Here is a 21905-nt window from a genome sequence, read left to right on the forward strand (position 1 = left end):
CGATGGACGCTTAGCGCTGGAGTCGCCGTCGTCCATCACAGGACAACGGAGGCTCTGAACAGAAAAGCTACAACACGTCGAGCCCGTCGCAGCGGACCTGAACTGGCGAGCCGATGCGGCGGGCGGCATTGGAGACCTTCAGTGCCCGCATGTCGGCGGTGACGGCGGCCGCCATGGAATAGGGAAAGAGCAGGATGGTCCGGTAGTCGGGGACCTCGTCGGCACCCGGGCCTACCGCCGGGGAAGGCACGGGAGCGGGGCCGATGCTGCGCACGGCGCCGGGGAGTTTCAAGGCGGCCTGGAACGCAGCAACATCGCCTTCGCGTCCGGTCAATGAGGCGAGACGCATGGCCGGCGGCAGTCCCAGTTCGTGACGCAGGGCAAACTCACGCTCGGCATGGCCCGCCGGATCCCAGCGGACCAGGGCCGAGACTTCCACCGATTCCTCCGCCGTGACCACCACAATCCCGCCATCCTGCGCCGGCCGAACGAGAGCCGCGGCGTTCATCCAGCGGCGCAGCGTCTCCTCCCCCGCCCGCAGGGATTCGCGCCGGAGCATGGAATCTCCGTCGAGCAGCAGGGCCGCCGCATAGCCACGGGGCGCAACAGGTTCGGCACCAATGGTTGCCACAACAATGGCGGGCCGGTCCGGCACGGTGGCCTTGATATGGTCGCCAGAGGATGAAACAACGGGCACCGACGGGAACGCTCGGCCCAGCTCTTCGGCAGTGCGCAAAGCCCCGACGGCGATGGCCCGCAGCTGCTGGAAGCCGCAGGTGCTGCAGCTGAATGCCGTCTCGGCCTGTCCGCACCACTTGCACGTCACCATGGTCGAGGTGGATCCCGGCGCCCGCGACTGCATGAGCGGCCCCGTGCAGTGCCGGCACCTGGCCACCTCACGGCAACGCTGGCAGGCAAGTCCCGGCGCGTACCCAGTCCGCGCCACCTGCACCAATACGGGTCCGAACTTCAGGGCCGCCTTCGCCGTGGCCCAGGCCCTGTGCGGCAGCCGCGCCAGGGCAGCGGCCGGGTCCCGTTCCTGCTCAAACGAATCCGAGGTGCTGATGACCCGGGCGGTGGCCTTTCGAACGGAGGGGCGCGCGGCAACAATTTCCTGTGCCCAACCCGTGGCGACCAAGCGCTGGGATTCACTGCTGCGGCTGTGTCCGGCCATCAGGACAGCGGCACCCTCCACCTCGGAGCGCAGCAGCAGCACGTCACGACTGTGTTGGTACGGGGCGCGCCGCTCGACGTGCAGCTCGTCGCCGTCGTCCCAACAGCAGACAAGGCCCAGATCTGCCACAGGGGCGTAGGCAGCAGAGCGGGTGCCAATAACAATGCGCACATCTCCGGAAAGCACCCGCAGGAAATTGGCGTAGCGCAGGCTGGGACCGTCGTCCGCCGTCAGTTTCACAAAGCTGCCCTCGGGCAGCACGTCGGCAAAGGCACGCTCCAGAAGTTCCAGGTCACGCAGGTCCGGCACGACAACGATGGCCCCGCGGCCGGACAACTGGCAATAGGCCACAGCCTGGGCGATCTGGTGTTGCCATGAGTGGGCGCCAAAGCCGCTCAAGGCACCCAAGACGCCCTTAGGGCTGGCACCCATGGCCAGCTGCGTCAGGAAATCCTCGGCATGGGGATAATCGGCAAAGAGCGAGTGCCCGGGCTTGGCGGCCGCGGGCGGCTCCAGAGGGGTACCGGACGCGGCCCCGGACGCGGCATGGGCATCTGCAACGGCGCGGACACCATCACCAGCACCAGCACCAGCACCAGCACTAGCACCAGCACCAGCACCAGCGCCAGCGGCTGAGGCTGAGGCTGCACCAGACCCTGCCCCGGCCGCAGAAACATCGGCCTGCGTGGCATCGTCGGCCGCCTTCTTCAGGTAGACCTTGTCCAGGCTGGCCACACGGGGCGGGACGGCCACCCGCAGCACGTCGGCCACGATGCCGCAGTAGCGGGCCGCAACCCTGTGCGCCAGTTCCAGGACCTGAGGCGCCAGCACCGGAACGGCCGAATAAACCCGCGACAGGGGCACGAGCCGGTCACTTTCAGAAACGGCAATGCGCGCCACCAGGAAGCCGTTGAGGTCCTGGCCGGAGAACTTGACCCGCACCCGCACACCCGGCTGCGCCTCGGCGTCAAGCTCCAGGGGGACGGAATAGTCAAAGAGCCGGTCCAAATGAGGCAGCGGCGAATCTATGACGACCTGGGCGACGGGCAGGTGGTGCGCCAGAACCACTCCGCTGTGGGGGTCCGCCATGCGCTCCTTGGCGACAAATCCGCTGAGCAGGCTCAGTTGCACACCCTCAGCCAGGTCGGAGTGGCCGGAGTCGGAATGCCCCGGCTCTCCAAGGAGGGGGGCATCACGGTGTCGATCCCCATGGCCAGGATCCGCATGGTTCAGTGCATCGTCCATGAAGTCCTCCCAAAGTGTGTAGCTCGAAAACAGCCATTCAAGGAATTGCCGCTAAAACAAGCTAAGCACAGCCCACTGACAAAGGAGTCGGTGCACTGTGCTTGGCTGTGGACAGCGCTTAGCTGTGGATAACTGGGTGCTCAGGCGTTGAAGAACGCCTTCAGCGCGTCGACCCGGTCAAGATTTTCCCACGTGAAGTCGGGATCGTCGCGGCCGAAGTGGCCGTGCGCAGCAGTCTTCGCGTAAATGGGGCGCTTGAGGTCAAGGTCGCGGATGATGGGGCGCGGTCGCAAATCAAAGACGGCCGAGATGGCTGCTTCGATGCGGCGCGGGTCCACCGTTTCGGTGCCGAACGTCTCAACGTAGATGCCGACCGGACGGGCAACACCGATCGCGTAGCCAACCTGCACCTCGGCACGTGTGGCAAGGCCGGCGGCCACCACGTTCTTGGCGACCCAGCGCATGGCGTAGGCGGCTGAACGGTCAACCTTTGACGGATCCTTGCCGGAGAACGCGCCACCACCGTGGCGGGCCATGCCGCCATATGTGTCGACGATAATCTTGCGGCCGGTCAACCCCGCGTCGCCCACAGGGCCGCCCACAACGAACGGTCCTGCCGGGTTCAGATGCGACTTCATGGCTGACAGGTCAAGGCCCGAGGCGGCCATGACAGGATTGATCACATATTCGGCCAGATCGGCACGCAGCTGCTCGAGTGAGGTGCCCTCTGCATGCTGGCTGGAAATCACCACGGTGTCCACGGAAACGGGCACGTCACCGTCATAGCCGATGGTCACCTGGGTTTTGCCGTCGGGGCGCAGGTAGGCCAGTTCGCCCGACTTGCGCACATCCGTCAGGCGTTCGGAGAGACGGTGCGCCAGGTAGATCGGCGTGGGCATGTAGGAGGCGGTCTCGTTGCTGGCGTAGCCAAACATGAGCCCTTGGTCGCCGGCGCCCTGGGCGTCGTCCTCGTCCACGGCCGTGCCCTCACGAACCTCAAGGGAGTTGAAAACGCCGTCGAAAATGTCCTGCGACTGCTGGCCGATGGAGACCGAAACACCGCACCGGGCACCGTCAAAGCCGTTCGCTGAAGAGTCATAGCCAATGTCCAGAATGGTGTTGCGCACGATCTGCGGAATTTCAACATAGGCATTGGTGGTCACCTCGCCCGCAACATGGACCAGTCCGGTGGTGGCCATGGTTTCAACGGCCACACGGGAATCCGGGTCCTCAGCCAGCAGGGCATCGAGGATGGCGTCACTGATCTGGTCACAGATCTTGTCTGGGTGGCCCGCCGTCACGGATTCGGAGGTAAACAGGCGCAAGGGATTTACTGAAGTCACGGTTCTACTTTACTTGGATTTATGGTGCAGGTGGCGGCCGCTGGACTTGGGCGGTCACATATTCGACAAAATTGGCGGAAACGTACTTATTGTGCCGCGAGTCGCCGTGCAATGACCTGCACGACGGCGTCAGCCACCTGGCGCTTCGTGCCGCCGGCTTGCACGGGGCTGGCACCGTCCAAGGCCAAAATCTCGACGTGGTTGGTGTCCTGGCCAAAAACGCGTTCGGTGCCGGATTCGCCCGGCCCCACTTCGTTGACCACGAGGAGGTCGCAGCCCTTGCGTCGCAGTTTGGCCTGCGCATAGGTGCGGGCGTCGGCCTCGGCATCCCCGGTTTCCGCGGCAAATCCAACGATGAGCTGCTGCTGGTTTTGGGCTGAACGGTGGGCAACGATTTCCGCCAAAATATCGGGATTGCGGACCAGTGTGATGACCGGGTCGGCAACGTTGTCGCGCTTCTTGATCTTGCCGGTGGAAATGTTGGCCGGACGGAAGTCCGCCACCGCAGCGGCCATGATGACCACATCGGCGGTTGCTGCCGCGGCGAGCGTTGCCGAGCGCAGCTCCAGGGCCGTTTCAATGGCCTGCAGCGCGGCTCCCGCAGGTGCCGGCACGTCCATGGGTGCGTGGATCATGGTGACTCGGGCACCCGCCGCCAGAGCGGCCTCGGCCAGGGCAACGCCCTGCTTGCCGGAGGATTTATTGCCCAGGTACCGTACGGGATCGAGCGGTTCGCGGGTGCCGCCGGCGGTAATGAGCACCAGCTTCCCGGACAGCGGGCCGGTCATGGCGGCAGCCCCGGAAGCCAGGTCGCCCTGGGTGGTTGCGTCAGGTGCCGGAGCACCGTCACGGCCCTGGTCCGGGACGAGGACGGCAGCCCGGTCAGCACTGTCAGCCTCGTCGAGAACACCAGCCTCGTCGGGAACACCAACCCCGTCAGGAACGACGGCGGCAGCCGGGTCCGCAGCGGATGCCGGGGACCCGTCGTCGTGCTTCACGGGGGAACCGGCAGGCTCCCTAACCAGCGCCATCGCGGCGGCGAAGATCGCCTCCGGCTCAGGGAGGCGGCCGGGGCCGGTGTCGGGACCGGTGAGGCGCCCGACGGCCGGATCCAGCACGTGCACGCCGCGCGAACGCAGCGTGGCCACATTCGCCACCGTTGAGGCGTGCTGCCACATTTCGGTGTGCATCGCCGGGGCAAAAAGCACCGGCCCGCGGGCCATGAGCAAGGTGGTGGTCAGGAGGTCGTTGGCGTGGCCGCCGGCAGCCTTGGCCAAAAGGTCTGCAGTTGCCGGGGCCACAACGATCAAATCCGCTTCATGGCCAATACGGACATGGTTGACCTGGTCCACGGCGTCAAAAACATCGTTCGTGACAGGCCGCCCGCTAAGGGCTTCCCACGTGGCAACGCCCACAAACTTCGTGGACGCGTCGGTGGGGATGACTGTGACGCGGTGGCCCGCCTCAGTGAAAAGCCTGAGCAGGAGGGCGGACTTGTAGGCGGCGATACCGCCGCCTACACCGAGAACGATATTCAACTGGGACACCGTGGCAGCTCGTAAACGCTGCTTAGACGGTCTCGACGGGTGTGGAGACCAACAGGCCCTCGTCGATTTCACGGAAGGCGATTGAGAGGGACTTCTCGTTCAGCTTCGTGTCAACGAGGGGGCCAACGTACTCAAACAGGCCCTCGTGGAGCTGTGCGTAGTAGGCGTTGATCTGGCGTGCGCGCTTTGCACCAAAGATGACCAGTCCGTACTTCGAGTCGGCTGCTTCAAGCAGTGAATCGATCGAGGGATTGATGATGCCTTCGGGTTGTGTAGTCAATTACTTCTCCAAAAAATTGAAAGGGGTGGTACAAGTTATGCAAGGTGATGAGGGGTGAGCCCCATCAGATCAACCAGCGCCGCTGCAGCCCGGCTGACATCATCGTTGACGATGACATAATCAAATTCCGGCGCGGCAGCAAGTTCCAGTTTAGCCGTTTCCAGGCGGCGGTGCTGTTCTTCGGCGCTTTCTGTGCCGCGTCCCACCAATCGGCGGACCAATTCTTCCCAGTTGGGCGGTGCCAGGAACACAAAATCTGCCTCCGGCATGGCCTCCTTAACCTGTCGGGCACCCTGCAAATCGATCTCCAGGAGCACCGATTTCCCGTCGTCAACGGCGGCCTGAACCGTGCTGCGCAGGGTGCCGTAGCGGTTGACGCCGTGCACGACAGCCCATTCGAGCAGGTCGCCTTGCTCAACGAGCGAGTCAAACTCGTCGGCGGACTTGAAGAAGTAGTGCACTCCCTCTTCCTCGCCCGGGCGCGCCGTGCGGGTGGTTGCCGAAACGGACAGCCACACGTCCGGGTAGTTGTCGCGGATGAACGTTGACACGGTGCCCTTGCCGACGGCGGTGGGCCCGGCCAGGACTGTCACGCCGCTGCGGGCCTTGCTGCGGGTGGTGTTTTCACCCGGCACTGCGACGTCGCTCACGGCTTGTCTCCCAGGTAGTCCACCAGGGCCCGGCGCTGGTGCACGCCCAGGCCACGCACCCTGCGGGTTGGGGCTATCCCCAGCTCGCTCATGATCACAGTTGCACGTACCTTTCCAATGCCCGGAAGGGCTTCCAATAATTCACACACTTTAAGTCTGTCCAGGGCGGGTTCCGCGGCTGCCGCCTCCAGGACGGTCGCCACAGTTCTCTGGCCAGTTTTCAATTCTTGTTTTACTTGCGATCGCAATGCCCTTGCCGCCAAAGCCTTGAGCCGTGCGTCTGCGCGATCCTGCGGGGACAACTGCGGCAATTTCACGAAAAAGGCTCCCTGTTTAATGGCTGTCCCCGGTGCGGGTGGTTGCGACGTTATTGCATCGAACCTATCCGCACCGGGGATGCAAATCAATTGGCCCTGGACATCAGCCAGGGGCCAAGGCCGGTTACAGCCCGGACAAGGTGGCCTCGGTGGCCACACGCAGGGCTGCCACCTCCGGGCCGGCGGCAAGAATGCCGCGGCTGGAGGTTGCCAACACTGCCGGGTAGGCGGTGCCGAAGGTGGTCCGCATCTCGGCCCCGGTGGCACCTTGTGCGCCCAGGCCGGGCGCCAGGATCGGCCCGTGCACTGCTGCCAGGTCAATCCCGAGGTCGGCCAGGGCCGTCCCGACGGTTGCACCGACCACCAAACCAACGGAGCCCAGTGCCTGCTCCGCGTAGCGTTGGTTCTCTTGCGCCGACGCCTGGACAATGCGTTTGGCCACCGATTCGTGCCCGCCCACGTGCTGCACCGAGGCGCCCTCCGGGTTGGACGTCAGGGCCAGCACGAACACGCCGCGGCCGTTCGCCGCGGCCATGTCCAGCGCTGGACGCAGCGACTCAAAGCCCAGGTACGGGCTCAGTGTGACCGCGTCCGCCGCCAGGGCCGAGCCGTCGCGCAGCCAGGCGTCGGCATAGCCGGCCATGGTGGAGCCAATGTCCCCACGCTTGGCGTCGGCGATGCTCAGCATGCCCGCCTCGGTGGACGCTGCCAGCAGCTCCTCCAGGACGGCCAGGCCGGCCGAGCCGTGGCGCTCATAGAGCGCCACCTGCGGCTTGATGGCGGCGGCGAGGGGGGCCACCGCCTCCAACACGGTGAGGGAGAAGCTGCGCAGGCCCTGGACGTTGTCCGCCAGCCCCCAGGCGGCCAGCAGGCCCGGGTGCGGGTCGATGCCCACACACAGGGGTCCGCGAGCCGTCATGGCGGCGGCGAGCCGGACACCAAAAGGTGCGCGGCCAGCAGCAGGAGCCGGGGACCCGCCGTCGTGCTTGGAGGAGCTAGGCATTCTGTGCTGCCAGCCCTGCCGCCAGGACCAGTGCGTGCTCCTGCAGGCTCGTGACGTCCCATTCGTAGGAGCGCAACGCCTCCATGGCCTGAACGGCAACGTTGAACTCGGCCACCGTGGTGATGCAGGGACGGCCGTTGGAGACTGCCGCTGCCCGGATCTCGTAGCCGTCTCCGCGGGCCTGGCCGCCTGAAGGGGTGTTGAAGATCATGTCGATCTCACCGTTGTTAATGAGGTCCACAATGCTCTGATCGTCCGAGTTGGCGCTTTCCTGGCTGATCTTGCGAACAGTCGTGGAGGCGATGCCATTGCGGCGCAGGACGTCGGCCGTACCGCCGGTGGCAACAATCTCGTAGCCCAGGTCGACGAGGCGCTTGACGGCCATGATGATGGAGCGCTTGTCGCGGTTGGCCACCGAGACGAAGACCTTGCCGTCAACGGGCAGAGCGCCGTTGGCTGCGGCCTGGCTCTTGGCGAAGGCCGTGTCAAAGTGCTTGTCAATGCCCATGACCTCACCCGTGGAACGCATTTCGGGCCCGAGCAGGGAGTCCACAACGTGGCCTTCCGGGGTGCGGAAGCGGTTGAAGGGCAGGACTGCTTCCTTCACGGCGACCGGGGCGTTGTCGGGCAGGTTTCCGCCGTCGCCCACCTCGGGCAGGATGTGGTGGACGCTGCGCAGGTGCGCGATGGACACACCGACGCCGATCAGGGCTGCGGCCTTGGCCATCTGCACGCCGGTCGCCTTGGAGACGAACGGCACGGTGCGGGAGGCGCGCGGGTTGGCCTCGAGCACGTAGAGGATGTCGGCGGCCAGGGCGAACTGGATGTTGATCAACCCGCGCACGCCCACGCCCTCGGCGATGGCGCGGGTGGCCGTGCGGACACGCTCCTGCACGTCCTTGCCCAGGGTGATGGGGGGCAGCACGCAGGCGGAGTCGCCCGAGTGGATGCCGGCCTCTTCGATGTGCTCCATGATGCCGCCAAGGTACATGTCCTTGCCGTCAAAGAGCGCGTCAACGTCAATCTCGATGGCGTCTTCCAAGAACCTGTCGATGAGGACCGGGTGCGCCTCGGTGATCTCGGTGGCGTTCTTGATGTAACGGGACAGGTTGGCCTCGTCATAGACGATCTCCATGCCACGGCCGCCCAGAACGTAGGACGGGCGAACCAGGACGGGGTAACCGATCTCATCCGCGATCTTCTTGGCGTCGTTGAAGGACACGGCAGTGCCGTTCTTCGGCGCGATCAGGCCCGCCTCGTCGAGCACGCGGGAGAACATGCCGCGGTGCTCGGCCAGGTCGATGGCTTCCGGGGACGTGCCCAGGATGGGCACACCGGCGTCGGCCAGTTCCTGAGCCAGCTTCAACGGGGTCTGCCCGCCAAGCTGCACGAACACGCCCATGACGCCACCGGTGCGCTCTTCGGCCGCAATGATTTCAAGGACGTCCTCGAGGGTCAGCGGTTCAAAGTACAGGCGGGTGGAGACGTCATAGTCGGTGGAGACGGTTTCCGGGTTGCAGTTGACCATGACGGTCTCGTAGCCGGCCTTGCGCAGCGCCATGGAGGCGTGCACGCAGGAGTAGTCAAACTCGATGCCCTGGCCGATGCGGTTGGGGCCCGAGCCGAGGATGATGACGGACGGCTTTTCGTGCAGCGCAATCTCGTCCTCCTCGTCGTAGCTGGAGTAGTGGTACGGGGTGTACGCGGCGAATTCGGCGGCACAGGTGTCCACCGTCTTGTACACGGGGCGGATGTTCAGTGCCTGGCGGACGCCGCGCACCACCGCCTCGGAGTTGTGCGTCAGCTCGCCGATCTGGACGTCGGAGAAGCCGTGGCGCTTGGCTAGTTTCAGCATTTCCGGGGTCAGTGCGGTGGACTGGCGGATGGTGGCGGAGATTTCGTTCAGCAGCACCAGCTGGTCAAGGAACCAGGGGTCAATGCCTGTTGCCTCGTAGAGTTCCTCGATGGTGGCGCCGCCGAGGAGGGCCCGCTGGACCTGGCCGAGGCGCTCGGTGGTGGGGCGCTTGGAGAGCTCAATCAGCTCCGGCACATCCAGTGCGTTGACGGTCTTGAAGTCGAGGCTGGCACCCTTCTGCTCCAGTGAGCGCAGCGCCTTCTGGAGTGCCTCGGTGAAGTTGCGGCCCATGGCCATGGCTTCGCCGACGCTCTTCATGGTGGTGGTCAGGGTGTCATCCGCTGCGGGGAACTTCTCGAAGGCGAAGCGGGGCACCTTCACAACGACGTAGTCGAGCGCGGGCTCGAAGGAGGCCGGGGTTTTCTGTGTGATGTCGTTCGGGATCTCATCCAGGGTGTAGCCCAGTGAGAGCTTCGTGGCGATCTTGGCGATGGCAAAGCCGGTGGCCTTGGAGGCCAGTGCGGAGGAGCGTGAGACGCGCGGGTTCATCTCAATGACGACGACGCGTCCCGTGTCGGGTTCGATCGCGAACTGGATGTTGCAGCCGCCCGTGTCGACGCCAACCTCACGGATGATGGCGATGGAGATGTCGCGCAGGTTCTGGTATTCGCGGTCCGTCAGCGTCATGGCAGGGGCCACGGTGATGGAGTCGCCTGTGTGCACGCCCACCGGGTCAAAGTTTTCAATGGAGCACACAACAACGACATTGTCGTTCTTGTCGCGCATCATTTCCAGCTCGTATTCCTTCCAGCCAAGGATGCTCTCTTCGAGCAACACCTCGGTGGTGGGGCTGTACTGCAGGCCCTGGCCCACAATACGGGTGAGGTCTTGCGGGGTGTAGGCCAGGCCGGAGCCCAGCCCGCCCATGGTGAAGGACGGGCGCACGACCATGGGGTAGCCGAGGTCTTCGGCGGCCGTAAAGGCCTCCTCGATGGTGTGGATGATGTGGCTGCGCGCCGACTCGGCACCGCAGCGCTCAACGACGCCCTTGAACTTTTCGCGGTCCTCGCCAAGCTCGATGGCGGCGATGTTGGCACCGATCAACTCAACGTTGTACTTGGCCAGCACCCCGTTTTTATCCAGTGCGATCGCGGCGTTCAACGCGGTCTGGCCACCGAGGGTGGGCAGGATGGCGTCCGGGCGCTCCTTGGCGATGATCTTCTCAATCACCTCGGGGGTGATGGGCTCAACGTAGGTGGCATCGGCGAACTCGGGGTCCGTCATGATGGTGGCCGGGTTGGAGTTGACGAGGATGACCCGCAGGCCTTCCTCCTTCAAAACACGCAGCGCCTGGGTGCCGGAGTAGTCAAACTCGGCAGCCTGGCCAATCACGATCGGGCCGGAGCCAATGACCAAAACTGACTTAAGATCTTCCCTCTTTGGCATTACTTGTTTTCCTGGCTCTGTGTGGTCTGGCTCTGTGCGGTCTTGTTCTGTGCGCTCTGGTAATCACCCATGAGGCTGATGAACCGGTCAAACAGGTAGGCGGCGTCGTGCGGGCCGGCCGCGGCTTCGGGGTGGTATTGCACCGAGAAGGCGGGAATGTCCAGGCAGGACAGGCCCTCGACAACCTGGTCGTTGAGGCTGATGTGGCTGACCTCGACCCGGCCGAAGCGGTCCTCGGGTGCCAGCGGGGCACCTTCCAGCGGCGCGTCGACGGCGAAACCGTGGTTTTGGCTGGTGATTTCCACCTTGCCGGTGCTGCGGTCAAGGACGGGCTGGTTCATGCCGCGGTGTCCGTAGCGCAGCTTGTACGTGCCAAAGCCCAGGGCGCGGCCCAGGATCTGGTTGCCGAAGCAGATGCCGAAGTACGGCACGCCTGCTTCGAGGAAGCTGCGGACAAAGCCCACCTGGCGGTCGGCCGTGGCGGGGTCGCCGGGGCCGTTGGAGATGAACACGCCGTCGGGATTCAGCGCCTGCGCCTCTTCAAAGGTGGTGGTGGCGGGCAGCACGTGCAGGCGCACTCCGCGCTCGGCAAAACGGGCCGGGGTCATGGCCTTCATGCCCAGGTCCAGTGCGACGATGGTGAACAGGGTTTCACCGGTCCAGCCGTGGTCGGCCGGTTCGACGACGTACGCCTTCTTGGTGCTGACCTCTTCGGCCAGGCGCAGGCCGGCCATGGAGGGCTGCGCGGCAACCTCGGCGACCAGCTCGGCGGCGGGGCGGGCTGCGCCCTCGCCGGAGAAGATGCCTGCCTTCATGGTGCCGCGCTCACGCAGGTGGCGGGTGATGGCGCGGGTGTCGACTCCCTGGATGCCCACGACGCCCTGGGAGGTGAGTTCGTCGTCGAGCGTTCCCTCACTGCGCCAGTTGGAGGCGCGGCGGGCGGCGTCGCGCACGATGTACCCGGCGGCCCAGATCTTCGCCGATTCATTGTCCGCCTTGTTCACGCCGGTGTTGCCGATGTGCGGTGCCGTCTGCACGATCAACTGGCGGGCGTAGGACGGGTCCGTCAGTGTTTCCTGGTAACCGGTCATTCCGGTGGTAAAAACTGCCTCGCCGAGGGCTGTGCCCTGTGCTCCGTAGCTGCTGCCACGGAAAGTGCGACCGTCTTCCAAGACCAAAAGTGCCTGTGCCGGCATAGTTGCATCACTCATTCTCAATTGTTCTTTCCGTTGCGCTTTGTATCGCTGTCTTCAGGCAGCAGTGCCTGCAATGCTTCAATGAGGGGCCGTTTTGCCCCGGCCTCGGTAGTGCGGAATCCGGTGTCAACTTCGGTGTCCGCCAAATTCCAGCTGATGACGATCAGGCCGTCCTTCTCCACAAACTTACCGGCCATTCCCGCCTGCGTCCCCACATTGGTGAGTGCGTCCTTGGCGATGAACAGGTCCTGTGCTCCCCGGCGCTCAATCACGACGCCGTCCGGGTGGACGCTGGCGATGCCGGGAGTGCGGATGCCAAGTCCGTGAACAGCCAGCCGGTCAAGCCAGTCGCCTGTGGAGGTGGTCACCACGTATTGGCCCGGCACGCTGATCACGGCTGTGCCGAGGCCGTCCGGGACCTCCGGCAACCCGGCCACCCCGGCCTGGCGCTTGAGTTTCCCACGCCAGCCCAGCCACATCAGGGCCACGATAGCCACGAGGGGCACCACGGCGGAGATAACTATCAGTGCTTCCTTGCTCATGCGGCGGCGCCGGCCCTGTAGGGGGTGTTCAGCAAGCCGCCGAGCACCGTGGGGTGGCCGTGGAAGAACGTGGCAACGACCTTGCCGGGCAGCTCCAGCCCGGCGAACGGGGAGTTGCGGCCTTTCGTGGCCATGGCGGACGGGTCGACGTTCCAGCGGGCGGCAGGGTCAACCAGCACGATGTTGGCAGGTTCGCCAACTTCCAGCGGACGGCCCTGGTCGGCGAGCTGGCCGATCTGTGCGGGCGTGGTGGAGGTGACGCGGGCAAAGTCGGCCCAGCCCATCAGGCCGGTCTCGATCATGGTTTCCTGCACCACAGACAAGGCGGTTTCCAGGCCTGTCATGCCCATGGCCGCGGACGCCCATTCACATTCCTTGGCCTCGCTGGGGTGCGGGGCGTGGTCGGTACCGACAATGTCGATGGTGCCGTCGGCCAGGGCGGCACGCAGTGCGTGCACGTCGGAGTCTGCCCGCAGCGGCGGGTTCACCTTGTACACGGGGTTGTAGCTGCGGACCAGTTCTTCGGTCAGCAGCAGATGGTGCGGGGTGACCTCTGCTGTGACGGAGATGCCGCGTTCCTTGGCCCAGCGGATAATCTCCACCGAGCCCGCCGTCGACACGTGGCACACGTGCAGGCGTGAGCCCACGTGCTGGGCCAGCAGGACGTCGCGGGCGATGATGGACTCTTCGGCGACGGCCGGCCAGCCGGCCAGGCCAAGGTCGGCGGAGACGACGCCCTCGTTCATCTGGGCGCCCTCCGTGAGTCGGGGTTCCTGCGCGTGCTGGGCGATCACGCCGTCGAACGCTTTCACGTACTCGAGGGCACGGCGCATCATGACGGGGTCGCTGACGCAGATGCCGTCGTCGGAGAAGACGCGGACGCGGGCACGGGAATCGGCCATGGCACCGAGCTCGGCCAGCTGCTTGCCGGCCAGGCCCACGGTCACGGCGCCGACGGGGCGCACATCAACCCAGCCGGACTCGCGGCCCAGTGTGTAAACCTGCTCCACCACGCCGGCGGTGTCGGCGACGGGCGAGCTGTTGGCCATGGCATGGACCGCGGTGAAGCCGCCCAGGGCTGCGGCACGGGTGCCGGTTTCCACCGTCTCGGCATCCTCTCGGCCGGGCTCGCGCAGGTGGGTGTGCAGATCCACCATGCCGGGCAGGGCAATCAGGGCGCTGGCGTCGATCACGGTGGCATCGCCAACCACAGCGGCGGCCAGGTCCGGCCCCACTGCGGCGATGACGCCGTCACGCACCAGGATGTCGGCGGTGTCCTTGCCCAACAGGGAAGCTGAACGAATCAAGTAACTCGGGGAAGTCATGAAGGGTCCTTTACTGACGGCAGGGTGTTGCCGGTCTGGCGCATGGTGGCCGGGGCGAGCTGGGCGGGTACTGCAAGTTTGGCGGGGGTTTCACGCATTTCCCCGGACAGCAGCAGGTACAGGGCGGCCATGCGTACCGACACACCGTTGCGGACCTGGGCCAGCACGGTGGAGCGGGCGGAGTCGGCGGCTGCGGAGGAAATTTCCAGGCCGCGGTTCATGGGGCCGGGGTGCATGATGATGGTGTCCTTGAGGTTCAGGGCATCCAATTTGGCGAGGCGGGCGTCGTCGAACCCCCACCGCCGCGCATATTCGCGGGTGGAGGGGAAGAACGAGGCGTTCATGCGTTCGGCTTGCACACGCAGCATCATGACCGCGTCAACGCCGGCTTCCAGCGCTGCGTCGAGGTCGTAGCTGACCTGGCACGGCCAATGCTCGACGCCGACCGGCAGCAAGGTGGGCGGCGCCACCAACGTGACGTGGGCGCCGAGTGTGCGCAGCAGCCACACGTTGGAGCGGGCTACGCGGGAGTGCAGCACATCGCCGACAATCAGCACGCGCATGCCTTTAAGGTCCGCTCCCACCGAGGCCGTGCCCTGGAGCTTGGCCCAGTGGGCGCGCATGGTGAACGCGTCCAGCAGAGCCTGGGTGGGGTGCGCGTGCGTGCCGTCACCGGCGTTGATGACGGCGGCGTCGATCCAGCCGGAGTTGGCCAGCTGCGCCGGGGCGCCGGAGGCCCAGTGCCGGATGACGACTGCGTCGGCGCTCATGGCTTCGAGGGTCTGGGCCGTGTCCTTGAGCGATTCGCCCTTGGACACCGAGGAGCCCTTCGCGGCGAAGTTGATGACGTCGGCGGAGAGTCGCTTGGCGGCGGCCTCAAAGGAGATGCGGGTGCGGGTGGAGTCCTCGAAGAACAGGTTCACCACGGTGCGTCCGCGCAGGGCCGGGAGCTTCTTGATCTCCCGCTCCCCCACGGCAGCCATTTCCTGGGCCGTGTCGAGGATCTGGATGGCATTTTCGTATTTGAGTTGTTCGGTGGACAGCAAATGCCTCATGCGCCGGCCTCAATGACCACTTCGTCGTTGGAGGGTTCCCCGCCGTCGATTTCCGACAGCCTGACCCGCACTTTTTCACTGGAGGACGTGGGCAGGTTTTTGCCCACGTGGTCTGCGCGGATGGGAAGTTCGCGGTGGCCGCGGTCTACGAGGACGGCGAGGCGCACGGCGCGGGGGCGGCCAAGATCCACGAGTGCGTCCAGCGCTGCACGGATGGTGCGGCCCGAATAGAGCACGTCATCAACGAGCACCACAGTTTTTCCGTCAATGCCGGAGGCCGGGAGTTCGGTGCGCTGGGGTGCTCTGGTGGGGTGGTGGGCCAGGTCGTCTCGGAACATGGTGACGTCAAGCTGGCCGACAATGGCGCTGGGATCAATGTCCGGATCGCTGGCGGCCAACTTGGCGGCCAGGCGCTGGGCCAAGGGATATCCTCGGCGGGGGATGCCCAGGAGCAGCAGGTTGGCGCCGCCCTTGTTGGCTTCCAAAATCTCATAGGCGATACGAGTCAGCGCCCGTTCAATGTCTGCTGCGGCAAGAACCACACGCGACACAGTGACCGGCGCCGAGGTTTGCTGAACGTCCCCAAAAGCTTCAGAGGAATTCTTCATTTCTCGCGTCCCCTTTCCCCGCCTCACAGGACGGAATTAAAAGGTTGAATGCGTACACTTTAAACTACCACAGGGCCCGCTGCTGCCCAGGTCTGCCACGGGCCCCCACACCGGTCGCCACGGGCGGCACCGGCGCCTCAAGAGCTCAGAAAATTGTTCCGCGCGGCAGCTCTGTGGGTGCGGCGGCTGCCCCTAGTGTTGAAGCCATGAGTGAACCCACACCTTGGCAGAGCCCGGCTGCTGGCGCCCCCGGCGCTCCCCCGGCACCTCTTTCCAGCCCAGCAGCACCGGCCCTTGACCACCCCGACGGCACCGGCCGCTGGTCCCAGGCGGCCCTCCCCGCCGCGCATGGCAGGCGCCGGGGCATGTCACTGAAGGTGACAAACATCATTTTGCTGTGCGTGCTGGCGCTGGTCATGGTCGGCACCCTGGCCTTCTTTGCCAGCTCACTGGGTGTCAACGTTTTTTTGATTTGTGGTGCCCTGGCACTCATTCCATTGTGCATTTGTGTTGCCAGCCTGGTGTGGATCGACCGGTGGGAACCTGAACCGGTGCCGGCCCTCATCGTGGCCTTTTGCTGGGGTGCCGGCATGGCCGTCGTGACGACACTGGTGTTGGGCAGCTGGGTGCAGCCGCTGCTCATGAACGGGAACTCCCCGGCCAACGCCGATATGGTGGGCGCCGTCATCCAGGCACCCCTGGTGGAGGAGATCTGCAAGGGGGCGGGGTTGCTCCTGCTGTTTTTCCTGCGCCGACGCACCTTTGACGGCCCCATCGACGGGCTGGTCTATGCGGGGTTGATTGCTGCCGGGTTCGCCTTCACCGAGAACATTCTTTACTTTGGCCAGGCACTGCAGGAAGCCGACGGTGCCGCTGGCGGGCTCGTGGGAATCTTCATCGTCAGGGGCATGATGTCCCCGTTCGCCCATGTCATGTTTACCGCCATGCTCGGCATCTGCGTCGGCTGGGCCGCCCGCTACGGCGGCACGCGACTGGTGCTTGGCGCCTGGGTGGTGGGACTGCTCCCGGCCATGCTGTTGCACGGGCTCTGGAACGCCACCTCGTTCCTCGGTGCCAACTTCTTTGTCATGTATGTGGTGTTGCAGGTGCCGCTGTTCATCTTGTTCATTGTGGGCATCATCCTGTTGCGCCGTTCCGAGGCGAAGCTCACCCGGCAACGCCTCGGTGAGTATGTGGCGTCAGGCTGGTTCACACCGCAGGAGGTGCCGATGCTCGCAACGGGTGCCGGCCGCCGTCGTGCCTTGACCTGGTCAAAGTCCTTCGCAGCAGGGCCCGTCATGAAGGAGTTCATCCGGCTGGCCACCCGCCTGGCCTTTGTGCGCCAGCGCCTGATCGTTGACGCGAAAGCCGCACGGGGCCCGTCCGCGGCGGCACGCTTCGCAGCGGGCCAGGAACAGGAAGCCGAACTCCTGGGCGAACTCGTTCAGGTGCGCCACGAACTCCTGGCCCGCCACGGTGCCGCCCTCACACGCTGACAACTGACGGCGCCGGCCAACGCCGTAAAAGAAAATGACCCGCAGAAAACGACGAAAACACGTGAAATTCGGTGTTTTTCGCCGTTTTCTGCGGGTCAGTGTGCAAAAAGAGGTGCCCGTGGGGACTACGCCAAGAGGGTCGGCTTGATCTGCTGCAGACGGCCGAGCAGTCCGTTGATGAACTGCGGGGACTCATCCGTTGACAGCATCTTGGCCAGCTCCACGGCTTCGCTCACGGCGACGGCGTCGGGGACGTCGTCGTTGTAGAGCAGCTCCCAGGTGCCGATGCGCAGGATGATGCGGTCGACGGCGGGCATGCGTTCCAGCGTCCAGCCCTGCGAGTACGTCGCCAGGAACTCATCGATGTTCTCGGTCATGGCCGTGACGCCCTCGACCAGGTCCACCGTGTAGAGGTTGATGATTTGGTCAGCGATTTCGCGCCGCGCCGTCATGGCCGACATGGCACTGACGTCGCGCTGCTCCGCCTCGAACAAGATGTCCAAGGCACGGCGCCGAGCCTTGCTTCGCGCCGAATTTGGTTTGCCCGACGGGCTGATTTGAGTGCTTGCCACTACTCGCTGACACGTCCCAAGTAGCTGCCGTCGCGGGTGTCGACCTTGACGAGGGTGTTGTTCTCAACGAAGAGGGGAACCTGGATTTCCAGGCCGGTCTCAACCGTGGCGGGCTTGGTGCCGGCGGAGGAGCGATCGCCCTGCAGGCCCGGCTCGGTGTAGGTGATACGCAGCTGGACGGACGGGGGCAGCTCGAGGTACAGCGGCGAACCTTCGTGCAGCGCTATGGTCACGTTGATGTTTTCCAGCATGTAGTTCGTGGCGTCGCCAACGGTCTTGCCGGACACGGTGATCTGGTCGTAGTTGTCCAGGTCCATGAACACGTAGTCTTCGCCGTCCTGGTACAGGTACTGGAAGTCCGAGCGGTCAACCGTGGCGGTTTCAATCTTCAGACCGGCGTTGAACGTCTTGTCCACGACCTTGCCGGAGAGGATGTTGCGCATCTTGGTACGAACGAACGCGCCACCCTTGCCCGGCTTGACGTGCTGGAATTCCAGCACATTCCAGAGCTGTCCTTCAAGTTTGAGAACGGTGCCGTTCTTAATATCGTTAGTCGTTGCCACAGTAGCCTCTTAGCGTATAAGTGTTATCAAAAATCCATTGACCATACTACCGCACACCGCCGAGCTGCGCCGCATGATGTGCCACACCTCCCCCGGTGTCCGGTTCCACTGTTTCCCGCCATGGAAGCACGACGCCGGCCTGCCGCCGTCCGCTTTCGCCCCACCAACCCGCGTTACACGTCCAAATGAACGACCGGCCAGTGGGTGCGCGTGGATGGGAGAATCCGGGCCGGGAGGGCGTGGGTGGGGCCACGCTTGCCAGGTTCCCGGGAAATCGCGGCAGCGATTTATCGGGCCGGCAAGTGGGGACTATTCCCGTTCGGCGAGGTCCAGGGCGCGCTTGAGTGAGACGGTGGCCGAGTAGATGGCCGTGGCGTCCGAGCCGGAGGCCACCCGAAGTTCCAGTGACCGGCTGAACTGCTTCGCCGCCGCCTCGTATTGGCCGCTGCTGAAGTGCACCTTGCCCAGTTGCTGGAACACCCACGGCTCCATGGGGGTGCCGGCAACCTCCGGCAGGAGTCCGCGGAGAATTCGTTCGGCGCGGTCGAAGTGCTTGCTGGCGCGCAATACCTCGGCATCGAGCACCTGCAGGCGCAATGAGCCGGGGTCGGTCAGGCGGGCGTCGGCGGCCAGGTCGGCGGCCTCGGACGTCAACCCGCGGGCTAGCAGGACAAAGATTTCATCTCCAACGTCTCCGGAGTGGGCCAGCGCCTCGGTGCAGGCGTCAGCGTCAACAACCTCCGGCAACAGCGTTTCGGGGTTGACTGCCGTGCCTGGGAAGCCTGCTGAGGGCCAGTCCTTCAACCCCATCCTAGGAAGCTATTTCCTGGTAGGCGGCAAAGAGCAAAGACTGGTCGGGCACGTCGAGGATGCCGGGCCGGCCAATGCCGTCCAGGACGACGAAGCGCAGCAAGTCCCCGCGGGTCTTCTTGTCGCGCTTCATGGCGTCCAGCAGCGCCTGCCAGCGGTCGCGGCGGTAGCTCAGCGGCAGGCCGAACTGCTCGAGGATCCGGCGGTGGCGGTCGGCGTCGGCGTCGCTGAGCCGGCCAACACTGCGGGAAAGTTCAGCGGCAAACATCATGCCGACGGAGACGGCGGCACCGTGACGCCAGGAGTAGCGTTCGGTCAGCTCAATGGCGTGGGCGAGGGTGTGCCCGTAATTCAGGATTTCGCGCAGGCCCGATTCCTTCAGGTCTTCCGAAACAACCTTCGCCTTCACGGCGATGGCGCGCTCGATGAGTTCGCGCAGCACATCCGAGCGGGGGTTCTTGGCGTCCTCCGGGTTGGCCTCGAGCAGGTCAAGGATGACGGGGTCGGCGATGAAGCCGCACTTGATGATCTCGGCCATGCCGGAGATGAGCTCGTTCGGGGGCAGGGTGTCGAGCGTGTCCAGATCCACCAAGACACCTGCGGGCGGGTGGAAGGAGCCAACGAGGTTCTTGCCTTCCGCCGTATTGATGCCTGTCTTGCCGCCCACGGCCGCATCAACCATGCCCAGCAGCGAGGTAGGCATGTGGACGACCCTGACACCGCGCAGCCAGGTGGCTGCCACGAAGCCGCCAAGGTCGGTCACGGCACCCCCACCAACGGCCACGATGGCGTCGGAGCGGGTGAAGTCGTTCTTGCCCAGGACCTCCCAGCAGAAGGAGGCCACCTGAATGTGCTTGCCTTCTTCAGCATCGGGAATCTCGGCGGTAAGTGTGGTGAAGCCGGCAGCTTCCAGCTCGTCCCGAACGGTCTCGCCGGTCAGGCGCAGCGCGCGCGGGTGTACTACCAGAACCTTCTTGACCCGCTCACCGAGCAGGGCTGGGAGCTGGGCCAGCAGACCACGGCCCACGACGACGTCGTAATTTTCCTGCGGCAACACGCCGGTGACGCTGATGACGGTGTTCGGGGTGGCTTCGATACTCACGATGCGGAATTCTCTTTCCTTGATTCGTCGGCCAGCAGGCGGATCAGCCGCTCTACAAGCTGCGGAACATTTGACTTGCTGACGTCCAGTGTGATGTCTGCGAGGCGGGCGTAAACGGGGCCGCGGGCTGCAGCCAGGCGCTGCCACGTCGCCACGGGATCTGCCGCCAGGAGCGGGCGGCCGGTGTTTCGGGTGATGCGTTCCTTCACGGTATCAACTTCGGCGCTCAGGAAGACAACTGTGGTGCGGGCCAGCAGCTGCTGGGTGCCCGAGTCGAGCACGGCACCGCCGCCCAGGGACAGCACCACGGCTTTGGGCTTGGCCGCATCGAGCACGTCGGCAATGGCACGGGCCTCCAACTGCCGGAAGTGGTGCTCGCCCTTGGCGGCAAAAATGCCCGGCACGGGCCCGTGCTTGGCCACGATCTTCTGGTCCGAATCGAAGAAGTCAATGCCCAGCACGCGGGCAAGTTCCGCGCCGATGACAGACTTGCCCACTGCCATGGGGCCGATCACGACGATGGGCCGGTGGGGTGTGAAATCCGGCGCCCCAGCCGAATCCTTGCCCGTTGTCATCAGTGTCCCTGCGTGTCCAGATTGGCCGGGATGGCCGCAAGGTAGCTGTCCATGTTGCGCTGGGTTTCAGCAATGGAGTCCCCGCCGAACTTCTCCACGAGGGCCTCAGCCAGCACCAGGGCGGTCATAGCCTCGGCTACAACGCCGGCAGCGGGTACGGCACACACGTCGGAGCGCTGGTGGTGGGCCTTGGCGGGCTCCCCGGTGGCCACGTCAATGGTCTTCAGTGCCCGGGGCACGGTGGCGATGGGCTTCATGGCGGCTCGCACGCGCAGCACGTCGCCGATGCTCATGCCGCCTTCGATGCCGCCAGCGCGGTTGGAGGTGCGGATGATGCGCCCGGAGCCGTCCCGCACAATTTCATCGTGCGCAGCGGAGCCGCGGCGTGCGGCGGTGGCGAAGCCGTCACCCACTTCCACACCCTTGATGGCCTGGATGCCCATGAGCGCACCGGCCAGGCGGGAGTCGAGGCGGCGGTCCCAGTGGACGTAGCTGCCCAGTCCGGGAGGCAAGTTATAGGCGAGCACCTCAACAACGCCGCCGAGGGTTTCGCCCTGCTTCTGGGCGGTGTCGACCTCTTCCACCATGGCGGCGGAGGTGGCTGCGTCAAAGCAACGCAGCGGGTCGGCGTCGAGCGCGGCCACGTCGGCAAGGACCGGCAGTGCGGCGTCTTCGGGCGAGGCGATCGAGGCGATCTGCACCGTGTGGCTGACCAGTTCGACGCCGACGGCAGCCAGCATCTGGGCTGCAACCACGCCGAGTGCCACACGGGTGGCGGTTTCGCGGGCGCTGGCACGCTCCAGGACGGGGCGGGCCTCATCAAAGGCGTACTTCTGCATGCCCGTGAAGTCGGCGTGGCCGGGGCGCGGGCGGGTCAGCGGCGCGTTGCGGGCCTGGCCCGCCAGCTCCTCGGTGTCGACGGGGTCGGCAGACATGATCTGCTCCCACTTGGGCCATTCGGAGTTGGCAATCTGGATCGCCACCGGCCCGCCCTGGGTCAGCCCGTGCCGGACACCGCCCAGGATCGTGACGACGTCCTGTTCAAACTTCATCCGGGCGCCACGGCCGTAGCCGAGGCGGCGGCGTGCCAGGGCGTCCTGGATGTGGGCGCTTGTGAGCTCCACACCGGCAGGGACGCCTTCAATAATTCCAACGAGTGCCGGGCCATGTGATTCTCCGGCGGTCAACCAACGCAACATAC

20 protein-coding genes are annotated in these 21905 nt (G+C 65.2%); 1 reads left to right on the plus strand and 19 read right to left on the minus strand.

Annotated elements, in window-relative coordinates:
• Nucleotides 1-67: 67 nt before the first annotated feature.
• The 13 genes from art_RS04390 to pyrR form a co-directional block, all read right to left on the minus strand.
• Nucleotides 68-2419, minus strand: coding sequence for a primosomal protein N' (locus tag art_RS04390; RefSeq protein ID WP_253901472.1), 2352 nt, complete (start codon nt 2417-2419; stop codon nt 68-70).
• A gap of 140 nt (nt 2420-2559) precedes the next feature.
• Entirely contained in the window at nt 2560-3762 is a 1203-nt protein-coding gene (gene metK / locus art_RS04395; protein ID WP_038462699.1) for a methionine adenosyltransferase, read from the minus strand.
• An 86-nt stretch (nt 3763-3848) separates the two neighbouring features.
• On the minus strand, nt 3849-5300 hold the full coding sequence (locus art_RS04400) for a phosphopantothenate--cysteine ligase family flavoprotein (protein ID WP_038468688.1): 1452 nt from the start codon (nt 5298-5300) through the stop codon (nt 3849-3851).
• A 31-nt stretch (nt 5301-5331) separates the two neighbouring features.
• The gene (gene rpoZ / locus art_RS04405; RefSeq protein ID WP_038462701.1) at nt 5332-5589 is read right to left on the minus strand and encodes a DNA-directed RNA polymerase subunit omega; all 258 of its coding nucleotides are present in this window, start codon (nt 5587-5589) and stop codon (nt 5332-5334) included.
• Between the two features lie 35 nt (nt 5590-5624).
• A complete protein-coding gene (gmk, locus tag art_RS04410) occupies nt 5625-6239 on the minus strand; it encodes a guanylate kinase (protein WP_253901473.1) in 615 nt (204 codons plus the stop codon).
• Nucleotides 6236-6715, minus strand: a complete 480-nt coding sequence (gene mihF, locus art_RS04415) for an integration host factor, actinobacterial type (RefSeq protein WP_367643760.1) — start codon at nt 6713-6715, stop codon at nt 6236-6238. Before mihF ends, gmk begins: the two co-directional genes overlap by 4 nt.
• Entirely contained in the window at nt 6681-7559 is an 879-nt protein-coding gene (gene pyrF, locus art_RS04420) for an orotidine-5'-phosphate decarboxylase (protein WP_038462706.1), read from the minus strand. The genes mihF and pyrF overlap by 35 nt, the downstream gene beginning before the upstream one ends.
• Complete coding sequence (gene carB / locus art_RS04425) at nt 7552-10860, minus strand: carbamoyl-phosphate synthase large subunit (RefSeq protein WP_038462708.1); 3309 nt, start codon at nt 10858-10860, stop codon at nt 7552-7554. The genes pyrF and carB overlap by 8 nt, the downstream gene beginning before the upstream one ends.
• Nucleotides 10860-12071, minus strand: coding sequence for a glutamine-hydrolyzing carbamoyl-phosphate synthase small subunit (gene carA / locus art_RS04430; RefSeq protein ID WP_052135994.1), 1212 nt, complete (start codon nt 12069-12071; stop codon nt 10860-10862). The genes carB and carA overlap by 1 nt, the downstream gene beginning before the upstream one ends.
• 2 nt (nt 12072-12073) lie before the next feature.
• Entirely contained in the window at nt 12074-12598 is a 525-nt protein-coding gene (locus art_RS04435; RefSeq protein WP_038462713.1) for a hypothetical protein, read from the minus strand.
• A complete protein-coding gene (locus art_RS04440) occupies nt 12595-13923 on the minus strand; it encodes a dihydroorotase (RefSeq protein WP_038462715.1) in 1329 nt (442 codons plus the stop codon). The genes art_RS04435 and art_RS04440 overlap by 4 nt, the downstream gene beginning before the upstream one ends.
• The gene (locus tag art_RS04445; protein ID WP_052135995.1) at nt 13920-14978 is read right to left on the minus strand and encodes an aspartate carbamoyltransferase catalytic subunit; all 1059 of its coding nucleotides are present in this window, start codon (nt 14976-14978) and stop codon (nt 13920-13922) included. The genes art_RS04440 and art_RS04445 overlap by 4 nt, the downstream gene beginning before the upstream one ends.
• Nucleotides 14975-15586: a bifunctional pyr operon transcriptional regulator/uracil phosphoribosyltransferase PyrR gene (gene pyrR / locus art_RS04450; protein WP_052135996.1), complete on the minus strand. Its 612-nt coding sequence runs from the start codon at nt 15584-15586 to the stop codon at nt 14975-14977. Before pyrR ends, art_RS04445 begins: the two co-directional genes overlap by 4 nt.
• Before the next feature lie 206 nt (nt 15587-15792).
• On the opposite strand from pyrR, the gene art_RS04455 reads away from it, so the two are divergent.
• On the plus strand, nt 15793-17082 hold the full coding sequence (locus art_RS04455) for a PrsW family intramembrane metalloprotease (RefSeq protein WP_038462718.1): 1290 nt from the start codon (nt 15793-15795) through the stop codon (nt 17080-17082).
• 125 nt (nt 17083-17207) lie between these two features.
• Here art_RS04455 and nusB read toward each other — a convergent pair whose 3' ends face one another.
• The 6 genes from nusB to aroC all read right to left on the minus strand — a co-directional run bounded on the left by nusB (nt 17208) and on the right by aroC (nt 21903).
• A complete protein-coding gene (nusB, locus tag art_RS04460) occupies nt 17208-17639 on the minus strand; it encodes a transcription antitermination factor NusB (RefSeq protein WP_038468700.1) in 432 nt (143 codons plus the stop codon).
• 14 nt (nt 17640-17653) lie between these two features.
• Nucleotides 17654-18217, minus strand: a complete 564-nt coding sequence (efp, locus tag art_RS04465) for an elongation factor P (RefSeq protein ID WP_038462720.1) — start codon at nt 18215-18217, stop codon at nt 17654-17656.
• Nucleotides 18218-18526: 309 nt separating this feature from the next.
• The gene (locus art_RS04470) at nt 18527-19027 is read right to left on the minus strand and encodes a lipopolysaccharide assembly protein LapB (protein ID WP_038462722.1); all 501 of its coding nucleotides are present in this window, start codon (nt 19025-19027) and stop codon (nt 18527-18529) included.
• 1 nt (nt 19028) lies between these two features.
• A complete protein-coding gene (gene aroB, locus art_RS04475; RefSeq protein ID WP_038462724.1) occupies nt 19029-20129 on the minus strand; it encodes a 3-dehydroquinate synthase in 1101 nt (366 codons plus the stop codon).
• The gene (locus art_RS04480; protein WP_052135997.1) at nt 20126-20704 is read right to left on the minus strand and encodes a shikimate kinase; all 579 of its coding nucleotides are present in this window, start codon (nt 20702-20704) and stop codon (nt 20126-20128) included. The genes aroB and art_RS04480 overlap by 4 nt, the downstream gene beginning before the upstream one ends.
• A complete protein-coding gene (gene aroC, locus art_RS04485; protein ID WP_038462726.1) occupies nt 20704-21903 on the minus strand; it encodes a chorismate synthase in 1200 nt (399 codons plus the stop codon). The genes art_RS04480 and aroC overlap by 1 nt, the downstream gene beginning before the upstream one ends.
• Nucleotides 21904-21905: the final 2 nt, after the last annotated feature.

This window comes from Arthrobacter sp. PAMC 25486 (genome assembly GCF_000785535.1).
GTDB lineage: Bacteria > Actinomycetota > Actinomycetes > Actinomycetales > Micrococcaceae > Specibacter.

Excerpts from the sequence above, each read along its gene's own strand:
- pyrF (WP_038462706.1), bottom strand. The coding sequence starts at position 7,559 with ATGCCTAGCTCCTCCAAGCACGACGGCGGGTCCCCGGCTCCTGCTGCT.
- aroC (WP_038462726.1), bottom strand. The coding sequence starts at position 21,903 with ATGTTGCGTTGGTTGACCGCCGGAGAATCACATGGCCCGGCACTCGTT.
- carB (WP_038462708.1), bottom strand. The coding sequence starts at position 10,860 with ATGCCAAAGAGGGAAGATCTTAAGTCAGTTTTGGTCATTGGCTCCGGC.
- art_RS04470 (WP_038462722.1), bottom strand. The coding sequence starts at position 19,027 with ATGGGGTTGAAGGACTGGCCCTCAGCAGGCTTCCCAGGCACGGCAGTC.
- art_RS04440 (WP_038462715.1), bottom strand. The coding sequence starts at position 13,923 with ATGACTTCCCCGAGTTACTTGATTCGTTCAGCTTCCCTGTTGGGCAAG.
- carA (WP_052135994.1), bottom strand. The coding sequence starts at position 12,071 with ATGAGTGATGCAACTATGCCGGCACAGGCACTTTTGGTCTTGGAAGAC.
- art_RS04455 (WP_038462718.1), top strand. The coding sequence starts at position 15,793 with ATGAGTGAACCCACACCTTGGCAGAGCCCGGCTGCTGGCGCCCCCGGC.
- art_RS04480 (WP_052135997.1), bottom strand. The coding sequence starts at position 20,704 with ATGACAACGGGCAAGGATTCGGCTGGGGCGCCGGATTTCACACCCCAC.
- art_RS04435 (WP_038462713.1), bottom strand. The coding sequence starts at position 12,598 with ATGAGCAAGGAAGCACTGATAGTTATCTCCGCCGTGGTGCCCCTCGTG.
- art_RS04445 (WP_052135995.1), bottom strand. The coding sequence starts at position 14,978 with ATGAGGCATTTGCTGTCCACCGAACAACTCAAATACGAAAATGCCATC.
- art_RS04390 (WP_253901472.1), bottom strand. The coding sequence starts at position 2,419 with ATGGACGATGCACTGAACCATGCGGATCCTGGCCATGGGGATCGACAC.
- pyrR (WP_052135996.1), bottom strand. The coding sequence starts at position 15,586 with ATGAAGAATTCCTCTGAAGCTTTTGGGGACGTTCAGCAAACCTCGGCG.